14 protein-coding genes are annotated in these 15,310 nt (G+C 36.2%); 5 read left to right on the top strand and 9 right to left on the bottom strand.

What is annotated here, in order from left to right:
• Positions 1–108 precede the first annotated feature (108 nt).
• Positions 109–924, bottom strand: a complete 816-nt coding sequence (locus tag AVJ19_RS18555; RefSeq protein WP_111861088.1) for a protein kinase domain-containing protein — start codon at positions 922–924, stop codon at positions 109–111.
• Positions 921–2,432 (bottom strand): DUF3336 domain-containing protein, encoded by a 1,512-nt coding sequence (locus AVJ19_RS18550; RefSeq protein ID WP_111861091.1) that lies wholly within the window; start codon positions 2,430–2,432, stop codon positions 921–923. Before AVJ19_RS18550 ends, AVJ19_RS18555 begins: the two co-directional genes overlap by 4 nt.
• A gap of 194 nt (positions 2,433–2,626) precedes the next feature.
• On the opposite strand from AVJ19_RS18550, the gene AVJ19_RS18545 reads away from it, so the two are divergent.
• On the top strand, positions 2,627–3,499 hold the full coding sequence (locus AVJ19_RS18545; protein WP_111861087.1) for an ATP-binding protein: 873 nt from the start codon (positions 2,627–2,629) through the stop codon (positions 3,497–3,499).
• A 57-nt stretch (positions 3,500–3,556) separates the two neighbouring features.
• Here the strand turns inward: AVJ19_RS18545 and chrA are convergent, their stop codons facing one another.
• Positions 3,557–4,768 (bottom strand): chromate efflux transporter, encoded by a 1,212-nt coding sequence (gene chrA, locus AVJ19_RS18540; RefSeq protein WP_111861086.1) that lies wholly within the window; start codon positions 4,766–4,768, stop codon positions 3,557–3,559.
• Between the two features lie 76 nt (positions 4,769–4,844).
• On the bottom strand, positions 4,845–6,371 hold the full coding sequence (locus AVJ19_RS18535; RefSeq protein WP_111861090.1) for an esterase-like activity of phytase family protein: 1,527 nt from the start codon (positions 6,369–6,371) through the stop codon (positions 4,845–4,847).
• A gap of 262 nt (positions 6,372–6,633) precedes the next feature.
• Here AVJ19_RS18535 and AVJ19_RS18530 point away from each other — a divergent pair, with 262 nt between their 5' ends.
• The gene (locus AVJ19_RS18530) at positions 6,634–6,984 is read left to right on the top strand and encodes an immunity 51 family protein (protein WP_111861085.1); all 351 of its coding nucleotides are present in this window, start codon (positions 6,634–6,636) and stop codon (positions 6,982–6,984) included.
• Between the two features lie 70 nt (positions 6,985–7,054).
• On the opposite strand, the gene AVJ19_RS18525 is transcribed toward AVJ19_RS18530, so the two are convergent.
• Positions 7,055–8,326, bottom strand: coding sequence for an esterase-like activity of phytase family protein (locus tag AVJ19_RS18525; RefSeq protein ID WP_111861084.1), 1,272 nt, complete (start codon positions 8,324–8,326; stop codon positions 7,055–7,057).
• 44 nt (positions 8,327–8,370) lie between these two features.
• Entirely contained in the window at positions 8,371–9,747 is a 1,377-nt protein-coding gene (locus tag AVJ19_RS18520) for a DUF6138 family protein (RefSeq protein WP_111861083.1), read from the bottom strand.
• A 241-nt stretch (positions 9,748–9,988) separates the two neighbouring features.
• On the opposite strand from AVJ19_RS18520, the gene AVJ19_RS18515 reads away from it, so the two are divergent.
• Entirely contained in the window at positions 9,989–11,086 is a 1,098-nt protein-coding gene (locus AVJ19_RS18515) for a DUF6670 family protein (protein ID WP_111861082.1), read from the top strand.
• Between the two features lie 54 nt (positions 11,087–11,140).
• Here the strand turns inward: AVJ19_RS18515 and tsaD are convergent, their stop codons facing one another.
• On the bottom strand, positions 11,141–12,151 hold the full coding sequence (gene tsaD, locus AVJ19_RS18510) for a tRNA (adenosine(37)-N6)-threonylcarbamoyltransferase complex transferase subunit TsaD (protein WP_111861089.1): 1,011 nt from the start codon (positions 12,149–12,151) through the stop codon (positions 11,141–11,143).
• A gap of 146 nt (positions 12,152–12,297) precedes the next feature.
• On the opposite strand from tsaD, the gene rpsU reads away from it, so the two are divergent.
• Complete coding sequence (rpsU, locus tag AVJ19_RS18505) at positions 12,298–12,513, top strand: 30S ribosomal protein S21 (RefSeq protein WP_001136722.1); 216 nt, start codon at positions 12,298–12,300, stop codon at positions 12,511–12,513.
• A 38-nt stretch (positions 12,514–12,551) separates the two neighbouring features.
• Positions 12,552–12,998: a GatB/YqeY domain-containing protein gene (locus AVJ19_RS18500; RefSeq protein WP_111861081.1), complete on the top strand. Its 447-nt coding sequence runs from the start codon at positions 12,552–12,554 to the stop codon at positions 12,996–12,998.
• A 291-nt stretch (positions 12,999–13,289) separates the two neighbouring features.
• Here the strand turns inward: AVJ19_RS18500 and AVJ19_RS18495 are convergent, their stop codons facing one another.
• Positions 13,290–13,655 carry a hypothetical protein gene (locus tag AVJ19_RS18495; protein WP_111861080.1) on the bottom strand — a complete coding sequence of 122 codons (366 nt, stop codon included), beginning with the start codon at positions 13,653–13,655 and terminating at the stop codon, positions 13,290–13,292.
• Between the two features lie 109 nt (positions 13,656–13,764).
• Positions 13,765–15,204, bottom strand: coding sequence for a M48 family metallopeptidase (locus tag AVJ19_RS18490; protein ID WP_228203405.1), 1,440 nt, complete (start codon positions 15,202–15,204; stop codon positions 13,765–13,767).
• Positions 15,205–15,310: the final 106 nt, after the last annotated feature.

Genomic DNA, 15,310 nt, shown 5'->3' with positions numbered 1-15,310 from the left:
AATGGCTGTGTATGTTATAGAGATCATTAGGGTCTGACAAGCCCTTTTTTATAAAAAAACACTCGTTTGTTTAAATATGAAACAAAAGTGCCTTTCAGTGCCTTTTCTTTAGCCAATTTGGCTTAATACTTGTTTTATTTGATAAATATTTGTACAACGCTGTGTGATTTTTTTTGACAACATCAGCTCCAATACCTCTTCAAAAACCTGAAAAGGCTTAATTAAACTGATTTTTAAGTTTTGACAATGCAAATACGCCCAGTCTTGATAGCTTTTTGCCTGTAATTTTTCTTGTGTTAACCATTCCAACCAAATGATCCCTAAAGCATAGAGATCAGATTGCAGTGATTTCGGCTGTGCATGAAACAATTCGGGTGCCATATAGCGAGGCGTTGCTGTATTTGGCATCTGCCTTACATCATCAAGATGGCAGCTTTGTTCAAAATCTATTAATGCTGCACCAAAATCTGTAAGCCTAAAATGTTCAACCTTTAAATCACCATGAATAAATTCAAGTTGATGTAAATTATGCAGAACATCTAAACTTTTGTGCAAAATTATCAACACCTCGGCAAAAGAAAGTTCAAAAGGGCTTTTTAAGAACAGTGCTTCAGCATGTTCTACACACAAATCACGATTTAAATACAATTCAATATTTTCGAGATTATTACTTTTTTGATACTGATCGTTTATGTCTGAAATTGAAAAATTACATAGAATCGGTTCATCTGGCGTTTCTAAATAATTTAATTTCCCATAAATCTCTAATTCATTTAAAAAACCACGTTCATATTCTGCATTAACATGGGTAAGTTGTAGTTTAATCCATGTTTTTCTTGCACCATGTTCCACACAATACACTCTACGCCCAAAAGCTTGACTGCGAGCAGAGTTTTGAGCGACCCTCAGTTGTACTAAGTTCATGCTTCAACTTTCTGTGTAGCATTCTCTTTATTTTTCAAACTAAAATCTAGAACTTCTAAACAATGTTGAATGGTTTTACCTATGCGTGCATGGGTTTCAATGCTTGAAATTTTTGGCCAAGTTGCACGCTCACCCTCTCGCTGTAACAATGCAAACAATTCAGGACGTGGGTTTTGCAGCATATATTGATAATGTTTCAGGCTATAATTTCCAATGATATTGACATCACCATAGTAACGCTGATCAATAATACCGTAGCCATGTTCTAATAATCTACGAATGGTAGGAATCCGCCCAACGCGATCTCGGGTAAAGTCCATCACATCCATTGCAATGGTTTTGCCATGTTTACGCACAATGCGTTCAGGCCAACTGAGCAAATCTTTACGGAAACGTTCCGTATCACTTTGCATAAATGGCACAATATGCGGATTGACCTGACTGGCAATGGTATAGTTAATATTATACAAGCGTGACATTTTTTCTTGAGGAAAATCACTACGCACACTACCATCCACCCACCGAGTACTGGCTAAATATGGCGTATGTACCGAATCATAACGTTTCCCTGTCAAACGCACAGGTGGGAATAAAATCGGGACTGCACATGAAGCTAAAACCGCACTCCACACCAATAAATCAGGTGCCGTATATTTGTTCATAATACGAGCATCTTCATGTGAAACATTATACGGTGCAACACTAATATTAATATCCAAGCCAGATGCTTGATAGGCTTCCTCAAAGGTTAAATCGCCTAAATTTTCAATCAAGAATTTTTTTAAATATTTCACATCGGCAAAACCGCCATTGCCCTTCATCAGTTCACGTAAACTTCTGAAGTGAAATGCATCACTATAAAAATGTTCACCTGATAAAATGTTAGGAATTTCACTTTGATTAGAGATACCTAACATAGCAGTCATGATCGCCCCCGCACTAGAACCTGACAATACCTTAGGCAATAAATCCTGTTCAATCAGTGCTTTGCATACCCCTGTATGAAAAAGTCCAAGCGTTGCACCACCCGAAAACATCATGGCAGGCTGTCCATAAACTTTTTCACAATTTTTAAAAAACTCGATTTTTTTCTGTAAGCTCAAATCCTCACATGCCACAGAAGCAATAAACGCCAGTCCTTTACTGACTTCTTCGACATAATCTTCAATCAGTTTTTTCGTGCCTACATAAGTTTCAGTAAATAATAAAGGATGAGCAATATTGGCAAGATCGTGACTTAAACCTTCACTTAAGATGTAAATTAAATCTGCGGTACGTTTTTGATGGCGATAACGCCGTATAATATTTAAGCGGTGAGCAATGATTTCAGAGTCAAAATACGGCGAACTATTATCATATTTCCATTCTTGCGTGCCACTTTCTTCATCCAATTTTAATGCTGCCGATTTCCATTCTTCATAGCTTTCAGCCTGTGCAAGTTGTCTTTTTAATTTTTTGATGCGATAGGCTTGATGTGGATTGAGATCATGTTTAAATTCTATGTTCATTTGTCGCATGGTCCTATAATTTAATGCTCAAAATAGAGTCTCTGTTGCATTCACTATGCTGAATAATTTTTAGAGAAGCAATTACTCAAAACGACTATTTCTTGACGAAGATGTTCATTTCCACAGCATTTCGCCGATCTTCGGTGTATGCTCATGGTGTATCTTAACAAACTGTAAAATATTAGCGAACTGTTATGGCAACTCTTGATTTACCTGATCATTTAATCCAGTCTTTATCTGTTGTGCTTGAACAACTGAAACAAGTACTGCCTGAACCTAAGCAAGACACTGATTTTTCTGCACCTGCTTATCGTTGGCAAGATAAACAACTCAAACCAATTTATCAACCTAAAGCAATTTTGTTGGATGATCTCAAAGGCATCGAACGTCAACGTGACAAAATTTTGCAAAATACTGAACAGTTTTTAAATGGTTTTCCTGCCAATGATATTTTGCTCACAGGCTCACGGGGTACAGGTAAATCGTCGATTGTGCGGGCATTACTCACCAAATACCAAGATCAAGGTTTACGTTTGATCGAGATTGAGCGTGATGATCTATCTGACCTACCTGAAATTCAAAAAATTATTCAAACACGTCCTGAAAAATTTATCGTGTATTGTGACGATTTGGCATTTAATGCAGAAGATGAAAACTATCGTAGTCTAAAAAGTGTTTTAGATGGCTCATTACAGTCAGGTTCAAGCAATTTCATCATTTATGCCACCAGTAACCGCCGTCATTTACTGCCCGAATTTATGCATGAAAATACGCCTGTTACCAAGGTCGATGTACCTCAATATAAAGAACTGCATCCACAAGAAGCAATTGAAGAAAAAATTTCATTGTCTGATCGCTTTGGGCTTTGGTTATCTTTCTATCCAATGGATCAAAATCTTTACTTGGAAATCGTTGAGCATTACCTTGCCAAAGAAAATATGCCATTTAATGACGAAATCCGTGCCGAGGCACTGCGTTGGTGTCAAAGTCGTGGGCAACGTTCTGGTCGTGCAGCCTATCAATTTTCAAAACATTGGATTGGCTCGCAAAAGTTAAACTCCTTATGATTTAAATAAACTGTAATGAAAATAAATAGACAAGATGCTTGATCATATTGTCTATTTTTATGAAATAACAAAAGTATTCAAATAGAAATAATACCCACTAAAACTTGTAATGAGACTAAACCAAATCGACAATTTACTTTTTAATAATAAAATAACCATACACACAAATAAAATATCCAACCACTGTACAATATATTTTTCTGTCATTTGTACAATCAAACATAATAATAGACCAACTACAGCAGCATTAATCCCTTGAATCGCTTTATAAATTTTCTGTTGTTGCATTAACCAAGACCAATAGGGAAATGTCCCAAAAATCAATAAAAATGATGGAATATAAATCATTATTGTAGCAAGGCTTGCATTCACAACTGTTGATGATGTCAATGGTAATAATGCCCCCAAATAACTGGCAAAACTAAACAAAGGACCGGGCATTAACTGTGCTATTGCATACCCAAAATCAAAACTTTCATTTGAAATTAAACCTGTTGCAACAAAATCCTGATGTAATAAAGGTAAAATAATATGCCCACCTCCAAAAACTAAAGAAGCAGACTGATAAAACCTCTCAAAGCTTTTCAAAAATAATGATGAATTGAGATGATTTAAAATAGGAAATAATATAAAAGGTAAAGCAAATATAATTAACCAAATATAGGCTTTCGAATTTTTAAGTTGAATCGATTTATTTTCAAGATTATTTTTTTGAGTTTTTTCTTGTGCAAAAAATAATCCCAATATTGCCGCGATCAAAATCACGATGATTTGATTGGTGGACAAAGGCACAATATAAATAAAAATCGTAGACAATAACATGACTACATATTGCCACAGATGCTGACACAGGCTGCGCAACATTTGCCAAAACGCCCAAACCACCACAGCCAACACAATGAGTTGAATGACATGAAAAAATTGTTGATTTAAATACTTAAAAAAATATTGCCCCAATACCGCTGCACACATCATTAAAATCGCTGATGGCAAGGTAAAACCTAACCAAGCACACAGAGCCCCTGCATAACCATTTTTTAAATAACCAATGGTCATTCCCACTTGGCTACTGGTTGGTCCAGGAATAATTTGTGCCAAAGCCAAAACTTTAAAATACTCTTGTTCATCTAACCAAGATGATTTCTTAATTAAAAAATTATGAAATAAAACAATATGTGCCGCAGGACCACCAAATGCAATGCAGCCTAACCTGAAAAAGGTCATAAAAATATAAAAATTTGACAATTTGTTTTGTGTTAAATTCGACATAAAATATTCAAATAAAGTCCATCAAAGTGTTATCCCATCTTGAAATAACACTTTTACAAAATAGGTTAAATACTTATTACGGAATTGGCTTTAAATCTAAACCATCAATAATATACAAGGTATTTCCATCAATGATTTTTTGATCTTTATCCAAATATTTTTGCTCTAAAATACCTTTATTTACCCAAAGTGCAAAATCATCATCATTGATTAAACCTAGATGCTGCTGATCAATCAACCATAAGCCTTCCATTTTGTCATGTGGAAACTTAACTTGTGTATTCATATCTAAGGTTAAAGTTTTTGTAGGCGGTACAATATTTAATGCTTTTAAGCCATCCCAACCTTTTTCTAACACATATTGCTCTAGACTTAGACCATCAATAGTCAAACCTAATTTTGCATCTTGTTTAATTTGATTTGTTTCTTTCACTTCTTCCAAATTAGTTGCGCTACGTAAATCTATTTTATAAACACGCTTAAATACATTTGAATTGTCTTTATAAAAATCGCCATCTCGTTCAAGTACTAAAAATGAGGTATTACTCAGTGCTGTAATCGCAGAATTTGCATAGGCTTTTGCACCACCCTCTTGCTTATACAGGTATTGTTTTACTGCTTTGCTTGCCAAATCAATGGTTACAATACGAGTTAAATCAGACTTATTCACACTTGTATTAGGATTATCCATTGTAGACTGCATAATCCCCACCAAAGTCTTACCATCAGGCGTAATTGTTAGACCTTCCATCCCTCGATTCGGGCGACGTTTTGAAAACTCAGATGGTAAAAGATAACCACCAACACGACGTGTATCTTCCGCAAAAGCATTAATACGATCAAGTTCTTGACCATTAGCATCAAAATGTATGATATGCGGACCATATTCATCACTCACCCAAAATGTTCCATCTTTCAATGCCACAAGTCCTTCAGGGTCTAAGCCATATTCATCGGTTTGCTGTTTGAGTAATTTGCCATAAACATCGTATGCAGCTTCTTTGGTTGCACCAAAATTCAGATTTGGTAAACCTGTAATATTTTTACCTGTTCGATCTTTTAGTAAAATTTCCTTCAGCTTTTTCACCGTTCCATCAGTTTGTACTTCAAATAAACCAATTCGTGGTGTATAGCTTGGATCGGGGAACATTTTCCCATTATCTTTATTTAAATTATAATCTGCATTTGGTCCACGATCAGTTAGAGCATAAAATTGATTTTTTTCAGCGGGATGAGCAACCAAGTCCGAACCAAAACCACCACGGCGAAACTCAATGGTATTGCCCGCTTTCGCCCCATCAGCGATGCCTTTTATATCCATCACTTCATAATTTAAACGCACACCATTGGCGAATAAATTTTGAGTTAAGCAAACATTTTCAGTTTTTTGAATTTCATCTGCATCCAATTTACCATTGGCATTTACATCTATGCCAGAAGATTTCGCAGTCCCCCCAAGCCAACAATTTTGATCTGCAAATTTAAGTGCCTGCTCAAGCGTCAATGTTTTTGGGGCTTCTGTTCCCGACTGCTCTTTGTCATTTCCACACCCCACCAAAGTCATGGCAGTCAAAATAGAGAATGTTAAAAGTGGATGTTTCATTGTTATTTTCGCACCGTTAAAATGTGTTTCGATGCTAATCTGCTTCAATGACAAATCCATGACATGTCATTCATTTTCCAAAATATTTCTACACTAACACCCCTGTATATTTCATTAAGCATTTATTTTTAGTGTAAAACTTAAATTGATATGTCAGCATTTTGTACAATCGGTTGACAATATCACGGCATAATTTCAACAATCTAAAGCTAAGAGGCATCTTATGATGCTAAAACTTCTATTTTAATAAAGTGTTATCACAATGAGCCTAAATAATTTTAAAGAAACGATTGAACCCTTCTTTTGGGTCGAACATGAAAACCGTTGTTCAGTGTGTCTGTCAGATTTAAATTTCAAATCAGAAATTATTGCAAGTCGTGCTGATGAAGGCTTTGAAGGCAATGGTTACGATTGGGCTGCTTTGGCAAGCACCTATGTCGACAAACAACTGCCTGAATTGGTTGATATTGTCAAATTTGATCCTGAAGCAGATATGTTCTGTGCCTATTCAAGTGATGCTGAAGCGTTAAAAAAATTCATTTTGTCTTTTAAACAGGCTTTGGACAAAACAGAATTTATGATTGAAATTTTTTCCTATGCTGAGCTCGATTAAAGTCCATCACTGTTTTTCTTGATGATTAAAAAGAGGCAAATTGCCTCTTTTTGTATCTGAACAGCACTGACTAAAAATTCAATCCATCAATGATATACAGTGTATTGCTATCAATTTTGGTTTTTTCAGCATTGATATATTTCTGTTCCATCACTCCATCCGTTTCAGAAAATCCATAATCATCATCATTTAAAATCGCCAAATGTTGCTCATCAACCACCCACAAACCTTCAACTTTATCATGTGGATAGTGCAAACGTTCGACCAAATCAACCACTAAAGTTTTTGTGACAGGATGGATACCTTGTTGAGCTAAACCCTCCCAACCCGAACTTAAAACATGCTGCTCTATAGTTTGCCCATCAATCAATAAACCTAGATGTTCATCTTGCTGAAATTTTTCATTATTTTCAATCCGCTCGACATCTGTTGCTGCCAACAGGTCAATTTTATACACTCGCTTAAAGGCTTGCGGATTATCTTTATAAAAATCATCATCCCGTTCAGCCACCAAAAATTCATGCTGATTCAACGCCACGATTGCTGTATTGGAATGACCAATATTTTCCTGTCGATAGAGATATTGCGAAATCGCTTTATTTTCAAGGTTAATTGTCACAATACGCACCAAATCTGATTTGCTTGCTGACGAATCAGGATTGCTCATGGTCGATTGCATGATGCCAACCAAAGTTTTTTGATCAGGTGTGATGCTTAAGCCTTCCATTCCTCTATTTTGACGGCGATTGGCAAATTCCAATGGCAACAAATAATCTGATTTTCTACGCTCATCAGCTTCATAAGCATTGATCCGATCTATTTCAATACCATCCGCATCAAAATGTACAATATGCGGTCCATATTCATCACTGACCCAAAACGTGCCATCTTTTAAAGCCACCAAGCCTTCTGAATCCAATCCATATTCATCCGTACCATGTTCAAGGACTTTGCCATATTGATCATACGCAATTTCTTTGGTTGCGCCAAAGTGCTGATTCGGTAAGCCCGTAATATTTTGTCCTGTTGGATCTTTGAGTAGAATTTCTTTTAATTTTTCAATTGTGCCATTTTCATGTAGCTGAAATAGTCCAATTTTGGGTGTGTAGGATGGATCGAGGAATATTTTGCCTTTATCACCATTTACATCATAGGTAGTATTTGGACCACGATCTGTGAGTGCGTAAAATTGATTTTTTTCTGTAGGATGTGGCGAAATTTCAGAGCCAAAACCGCCACAGCGAATTTCTATAAAATTTCCTGCTTTTGCCCCATCGGGAATATTGTGAATGTCTAAAACATCGTATGGCAGTTGTACGCCTTGCTTGAATTTTTGGTACATTTCTATCCCTGCATATTTAAATGAATGATTGTGTAAAATTAAAATTATTGCTCTTCTTCATCCTCAAAATCTTCTTCTTCATCTTCAAAACCTTCTTCATCTTCTTCGAAATCGAAAGGATCTGCGGGTTCAAAGCCCTCATCCCTTGGCGCACGGATGTTTAAATAAATTTCCCAAAGTTCAGGTGAAAATTCTACCGACAGACGATCAGAATCTGAATTTCGACCAAAAATTGAATACAGCACATATTCCCAATCATGATCTGCAAATTGTTCTTTGTATTGCAGCAATAACGCCAAATTTTCACGATTTTGAAAATGTTGAATAAATACAGGATGCGGCGGATGTTCCTGCATGGAGCGAATAAATCTGAGAAATAGCGGTAGAGAATGTTCATTGATGCCATATTTTTCAATAAAAACAGGCGTGACATGTTTTTGAATCGATTGATGCCCATCATCTACAGCTTTGAAATACTGCTCCACGACAGGAAAATATTTTGCATCATTTAGCGCCAAAGCAAACACAGCGAATGTCCCGGGCATAGCACATTCTTCTTCGTCCACATTGCTATACCATTCAAATTTTTTCGATGAAAGCTCAATATATTCAACAATCAGCGGATGTAAATTTGCATACTGCACTGCCCCTGCAAATAAATAATGTTGACCACACAGTTGTAAATCAGGCACTGCTAAAATATGTTTGGACGGACTTTCGAAGTTGATCGCAAAACTGCGTGGAAAATCTGTTTTTAATAATGCATTAATAAATGTTAAGACTTTTAAATAAGTCTGTTCACTGTCATCTTGCGCATGAATATCAATAGTGCCAAAAGCATCATTGGCACGGCATTCAAGCTGTTCATCAGCATAAAAAGTTAAAGTTTGATCCAATGTTTCAGAACCATATTTTTTAAGATGTTCAATTAACTCAGGTGCAAGTTGCTCTATATATTTAAAATATCGGCCTGCTGACACAGTATCCGTGGTGAAATCATATTTCATATGTTCAATTGCAATCGAACAAATAAATTTCAGTAAATTCAAATCCTCAGGTTCAAATGGTCGTGTATTACGGACTTTCTTTTCCTCATAATACTCCCACTCATTTTCCAGAATATCATAATATTTAGAAATTATTTTTTGTTCAAACCAATCCTTTATACAATATGAATATAGCTCAAAGCCACGATTTTTGATCATTCTAATTTTATAAAAAAATGATTGATACTGGGCTAAATGAAAAGGTCTCGTTTGCAAAAAATAGTCCACGACATGACTGGCGTGAAATTCAAATGCTGATTCAGGCTTCGTTTGCAAATTTCCGTCTTCATTTACAAAACAATGATCATTTTCTATTGCAGCAATACATTGCTCAAACTTGTCCTCATTACCTGAAATTTCAATAAGATAATCCAAATTATATTTCCTTTTTATAAATCATAAGATATTAAATATATTTTTTCTTTCATCAGTATAAATAGGCTGACCTATGCGAAAGTTATTTTTAACGGACATTAACTCTCTTTAAAACAAACTTTGTCTAACAATATTTTTAAACTATGTCCTTAAATGCCTTCAACTTGTCCCTACTTCCAATTTTAATAGCCTATATTTATCCTTAGCATAACAAAAAACTGAAAAACTATAGCCCAACACTATGTATAAAAAATTACCAAAATTTTCACTATTGAGCCAAATTTCAGGCAAAACCCTGCTAGCAGGTCAAGCGCTTCTAGATCAATCCGTCAAATATTCCACTTTACCATTTCAAGCCCATGCCATAATCAATCCTCGAGTGCAGGATAAATTCTATTCTTGGACACATTATGGTCTGTTTTTTCCCTTATTGCCTGAACCACATCGATACCTAAATATTATGATTTTTATCGGTACGCCTGGCGTACTCGCTTTCGATCATGACCATATTACTCAGGGTAATCCACGCAAATCCGCTACATTTTTCTCCAGTACTGCAGCCGTAGAGAAACATCTACTCAAAGCTTATATTATTCCACAAGATACTGATATTTCAGTGGATCAAAATCAAGTCAAACTTGGGAATGAAGTTTGCATTCGCGGGAAATTACCCAATATTCAACTTCAAGGAAATTATCATGGCCTTGAATTTGAATTTGACCTCAATGTATCTGATCATGCTTCTTGGTTTGTTAAATCTCCTATTTATGATCACTTTAGTTTACTCAGTACATTTAAGGGACAACTAAGCTACCAAGGTCAAAACACACCCACGACAGGTTTATGTACTTATGAATATGCCCGTGCAGTCGGTCCTTACAATCTCAGCAGTAAATTATTGCCTGAACAGCACAAGATTCCACTGACCTTTTTTACTTATCAAATTATTAATTTAGATGAAACAACCCAATTATTACTGACCAAAGTTGACATCATCGGCAAACCTGCAGCCTATACTTTACATGTCAGACATCTGGATCAACCAGCAGAAGTCTATACTCAAGTTGAATTCAAAGTTATTACCTATGAAGTGGATGATTATGTTGCGCCTGATGGTCATAAAATGCCTTTACCGCACGTATTTCAATGGACAGTACAAAATGCTACCCATCAGGAAATCTTGAATATTACTGCTGAAGTAGATTGTCCTTACCGATATGGACACGGTCGAGGCTATGCAAGTGCATATCAATTTAATGGAAAATATCTAAATTCGAATATCCAAGGACGTGGTTATATTGAATACATCGATATGCAGGATCAGGAAAATTTTTATTAAAAAAGAGGCATTTCGCCTCTTTTAACTTTTTTATATCAACAATAAATTTATATTTTACTCAGGTTTAGTCAACTCAGTCATCGGCCAACGTGGTGTTGTCATTACAGACAAACCATCCTGTTGCCCTGCTTTTAAACGTTGATAACCAGCAAATGCAATCATTGCACCATTGTCAGTACATAAAGCGGGTTCTGCATAATAAACAGTCGCTTTAATTTTGGCTAAATCAGCCTCTAAACGCTCACGCAAACGCTTATTCGCACTCACACCACCCGCAATCACCAAAGTTTTCAAACCTGTTTGTTTTAATGCTTTTACAGATTTTTTCACCAAAGTATCCACCAAAGCTTCTTGGAAAGATGCCGCAATATCAGCGTCACGATTTTCACCATCCAATTTTTTAAGTTGGACTGAAACCGCTGTTTTTAAACCACTGAATGAAAATTGTAAACCTTGATGCAACATTGGACGTGGAAATTCAAAAGCATTTCTATCACCTTGTTCAGCCAAACGAGAAATATTTGGCCCACCTGGATAAGGAAGTTTTAACATTTTTGCAACTTTATCAAAAGCTTCACCCGCTGCATCGTCAATCGACTCACCAAGGATTTCGTACTCACCAATGCTATGTGCAGCCATCAATTGCGTATGACCACCAGAAACCAATAAAGCGACAAACGGAAATTTAGGCGGTGTTGCAGATAAAAGTGGGGCAAGCATATGACCTTCCATATGATGCACACCAATTGCAGGTTTATTCAAAGCAAAAGCCAAAGTCCGACCAAATAATGCGCCCGTCATCAGTGCACCCATTAAGCCTGGACCACGTGTATACGCAATTGCATCAATCTCTGATTTTTTGACATTACTGTCTTTAAGCAATTGATTAATGAGTGGAATAAGTTTACGAACATGATCCCGTGATGCCAATTCAGGTACAACACCACCATATTCTGCATGCAATTTAATTTGACTATACAGCACTTGTCCTCTTAAGCCGACTTCACTGTCATAGAGCGCCAATCCTGTTTCATCACATGAAGTTTCTAAGCCCAGAACGATCATTAAATTGCCTTTTACCCGTTTCAAAATATTGCTAAAGCTATTATAGACTTGTGATATGAGATGTAAATGAGTAAAATACTGCACTTCACTTGTGATCAAGGGTAATTCCACCCCTGATCTTATCCATAACTTAATGAGGATTCTTCATGCCACAAGTTAAATTGAAAGAAGGCGAACCAGTAGACGTAGCAATTCGTCGTTTCAAACGTTCATGCGAAAAAGCGGGTGTTCTTGCTGATGTTCGTAAACGTGAATTCTACGAAAAACCTACTCAAGAACGTAAACGTAAAAAAGCTGCTGCTGTTAAACGCTACCAAAAGAAATTGGCGCGTGAATCAGTACGTACGACTCGCCTTTACTAAGATTTATTTGTGAATGATTGACTGACTGGACAACTTAAATGACTACTTTAAAAAACCAAATCACTGACGTTTTAAAAGCCGCTATGCGTGCCAAAGAAATGGATAAGTTAACGGTAATACGTAGTCTACAGGCAGCAATCAAGCAAATTGAAGTCGATGAACGCATTGAGCTTGACGACGCTCAGGTTCTTGCGGTCATTGAAAAGCAAATCAAACAACGCAAAGAGTCGATTAAAGCCTTTTTGGCTGCTAATCGCGAAGATTTAGCTAGTAAAGAACAAGCCGAATTTGAGATTTTATCTCAATTTCTACCTGAAGCTATGTCAGAGGACGAGCTTGATTCTCTCATTGCGCAAACAATTGAAGCGCAAGGTGCTACTAGCATGAAAGATATGGGTAAGGTGATGAATTCTCTACGTCCGATCATAGCCGGACGTGCCGATCCTGCACAAGTTTCAAGCAAAATTAAAGCAAAACTTGCTTAATTGCCCAGCCTAAAATCTATTTATTGTTTGATTTGGTCTATTACACAGCGTTAAAAAATTATTTTGCAATGAAATAATAAACTGTTTAATAGTCCAAATTAATGTTAAGTACTATCCTCTAATTTCATATTCAAATAAAATTTTCAATCTCTCTTGATCTACTCACTTTTACGATCCAATAAAAAATGATATAGCACTCTAAATACACAAATTAAATATGTAGAAAATTTGCTTAAATTTTTTAACGTTAACTTATGCATTCACAAGTCATAACGTCACTATATTTTCAATTCAAGCATTATTCAGATCACACTGAATATTATATTTTTTGAGTATTTGCATTTCAGGTGAATTATTCACTTTATTGATCACATCTTGTTTAGTGATCGACATTGATGACGGTGGTAAATTACTACGATTTTCATCTGTTACCTTGTACATATCATCCACATAGGTTTTCACAATCGCACAATATTGCGCTTTTTGCTGTGCATCAAATTGTGTAATTTGTGGATTTAGACTGCGCAGAAAACTTTTCATCTGCGTATTGTACTGTGTTGAAATCTTTTCAACTTGTCGTGCATAACGCTCTAGCGAGTCCGCAACAGCATATTGTGAACACACCACTAACACCAAAACCGCCATTATTTTTTTCATAAACGTACTAAGAAATTCAAAAAACCATTAGGGGTAAGATTAACTTTTTCTATATAAAATAGATATTTATATTTGTTACAAAGTGAATATTCAAACACTTATTACACAATTAAATTTTTAATTTGCGTTCATCCTGCATCACTTTTAAACGTGTATCAATCCGTGCACTCATGGCATTATTGTCTTTTGCCAAACGCTGTGCATGCAATAAAGATCGAATTGCATTGTCCTCATCACCACTCCAATACTGTACTTCTGCACGATTACGCAAAACATTCACTGTACGCATCGGATTATTTTTATCTAGATTTGCTGCTTGTTGCAATAATTGCCAACCAAGAATATCTGTTTTATTTTTAATCACAAAACGATTGACCAATTTTTCAGCCTCCAGCCCTTTGTTTTGTCGAATACACACTTCTGCAAGTTTGTAACTTAATGCACGATTTTCAGGCATGATACGTTGTTTATTAATTATGGTTTGATAGGCATCCTCGATTTTATTTTGCCCTAAATACACATCCGTTTGGATAATATTCAACAAAGTATAATCAGAATTTATCTTCTTGGCAGTATTCAAATAGCCTTGTGCCTTTACATAATCACCTTGTTGCAAATTAAATTCACTTGCAGCTAAAAGCCCTGCAAAGCTATTTCTTTGAATGAGCGTATCCAGTTGTTGTTGCGAAGTTTGCCCCGAAACTGCTGCAGTGTACCATTTAATCAAATCAAACTCTTGCTGATTATTATTAAACGGTACTTTTGGAAATTGGTTAGCACGTAAACGTGCCTCACTCATCCGTTCACTGGTTAAAGGGTGGGTTAACCAAAAATCAGGCATAAAACTTAAACGACTGGTTGCACGGTGCATGGTTTCAAAAAAATCAGCCATACTTTGTGGGTTATAGCCTGCCCCATACATAAATTGCATACCAATACGATCAGCTTCACGCTCTTGGTTACGACTATAACTCAGTTGTTGCCCCATCAATGCAGCTTGTGACCCCAACATTACAGCACCCCCTACATCACCATCTGCCTTAGATGCTAAAGCCGCTCCAACAATAATTCCAGCAAGTGCTAATAAGCCCTGTCCTTTGAATGCTTCTTGCGAACGACTATAATGCCGCTGTGTTACATGAGCAATTTCATGTGCCATCACACCTACAACCTCATCCATATTTTTGGAAGAAGTGACCATTCCTGTATTTAGAGCAAATAAACCACCTGGTACAGCAAAGGCATTAATTTGTGGATCTTTCACAATAACCAAACCTACAGGCGAACCAACTTGGGTTTGACTCAAAATACGAGAAAAGACTGTCATAAATTGATCTTCTAACCACGGATTTTGCACGATTGGCATCTGGTGTTGCACTTCTCGATAGACTTTTTCACCAATCATTTTTTCTTTTTGTTGATCAATGAAGCCGACACCGCCACCAATATCAGGCACTTCCAAGTGTGGCGTATGTGTTGGATAAAAATCCTCTATTGCATTTACACTACAACTCAGACTCAAACCCAATGTCAGCAAAATCTTTTTCAATGTCATTGCTCTAACCGCTATTTTCCACCACTATAGCATCGGATTTAGCACAAATTCGAGACAAAATGTAGCAGTTTTTTTACCGTATTTTAGTTAGAAAATTTGG

This window comes from Acinetobacter sp. CFCC 10889 (assembly GCF_003268395.1).
Lineage (GTDB): Bacteria > Pseudomonadota > Gammaproteobacteria > Pseudomonadales > Moraxellaceae > Acinetobacter.
This window is presented reverse-complemented; position numbering and strand designations above follow the sequence as displayed.

What these genes read in the sequence shown, in the direction of transcription:
- AVJ19_RS18555 (WP_111861088.1), bottom strand. Translation starts at nt 924, where the DNA reads ATGAACTTAGTACAACTGAGGGTCGCTCAAAACTCTGCTCGCAGTCAA.
- AVJ19_RS18550 (WP_111861091.1), bottom strand. Translation starts at nt 2,432, where the DNA reads ATGAACATAGAATTTAAACATGATCTCAATCCACATCAAGCCTATCGC.
- AVJ19_RS18545 (WP_111861087.1), top strand. Translation starts at nt 2,627, where the DNA reads ATGGCAACTCTTGATTTACCTGATCATTTAATCCAGTCTTTATCTGTT.
- chrA (WP_111861086.1), bottom strand. Translation starts at nt 4,768, where the DNA reads ATGTCGAATTTAACACAAAACAAATTGTCAAATTTTTATATTTTTATG.
- AVJ19_RS18535 (WP_111861090.1), bottom strand. Translation starts at nt 6,371, where the DNA reads ATGAAACATCCACTTTTAACATTCTCTATTTTGACTGCCATGACTTTG.
- AVJ19_RS18530 (WP_111861085.1), top strand. Translation starts at nt 6,634, where the DNA reads ATGAGCCTAAATAATTTTAAAGAAACGATTGAACCCTTCTTTTGGGTC.
- AVJ19_RS18525 (WP_111861084.1), bottom strand. Translation starts at nt 8,326, where the DNA reads ATGTACCAAAAATTCAAGCAAGGCGTACAACTGCCATACGATGTTTTA.
- AVJ19_RS18515 (WP_111861082.1), top strand. Translation starts at nt 9,989, where the DNA reads ATGTATAAAAAATTACCAAAATTTTCACTATTGAGCCAAATTTCAGGC.
- tsaD (WP_111861089.1), bottom strand. Translation starts at nt 12,151, where the DNA reads ATGATCGTTCTGGGCTTAGAAACTTCATGTGATGAAACAGGATTGGCG.
- rpsU (WP_001136722.1), top strand. Translation starts at nt 12,298, where the DNA reads ATGCCACAAGTTAAATTGAAAGAAGGCGAACCAGTAGACGTAGCAATT.
- AVJ19_RS18500 (WP_111861081.1), top strand. Translation starts at nt 12,552, where the DNA reads ATGACTACTTTAAAAAACCAAATCACTGACGTTTTAAAAGCCGCTATG.
- AVJ19_RS18495 (WP_111861080.1), bottom strand. Translation starts at nt 13,655, where the DNA reads ATGAAAAAAATAATGGCGGTTTTGGTGTTAGTGGTGTGTTCACAATAT.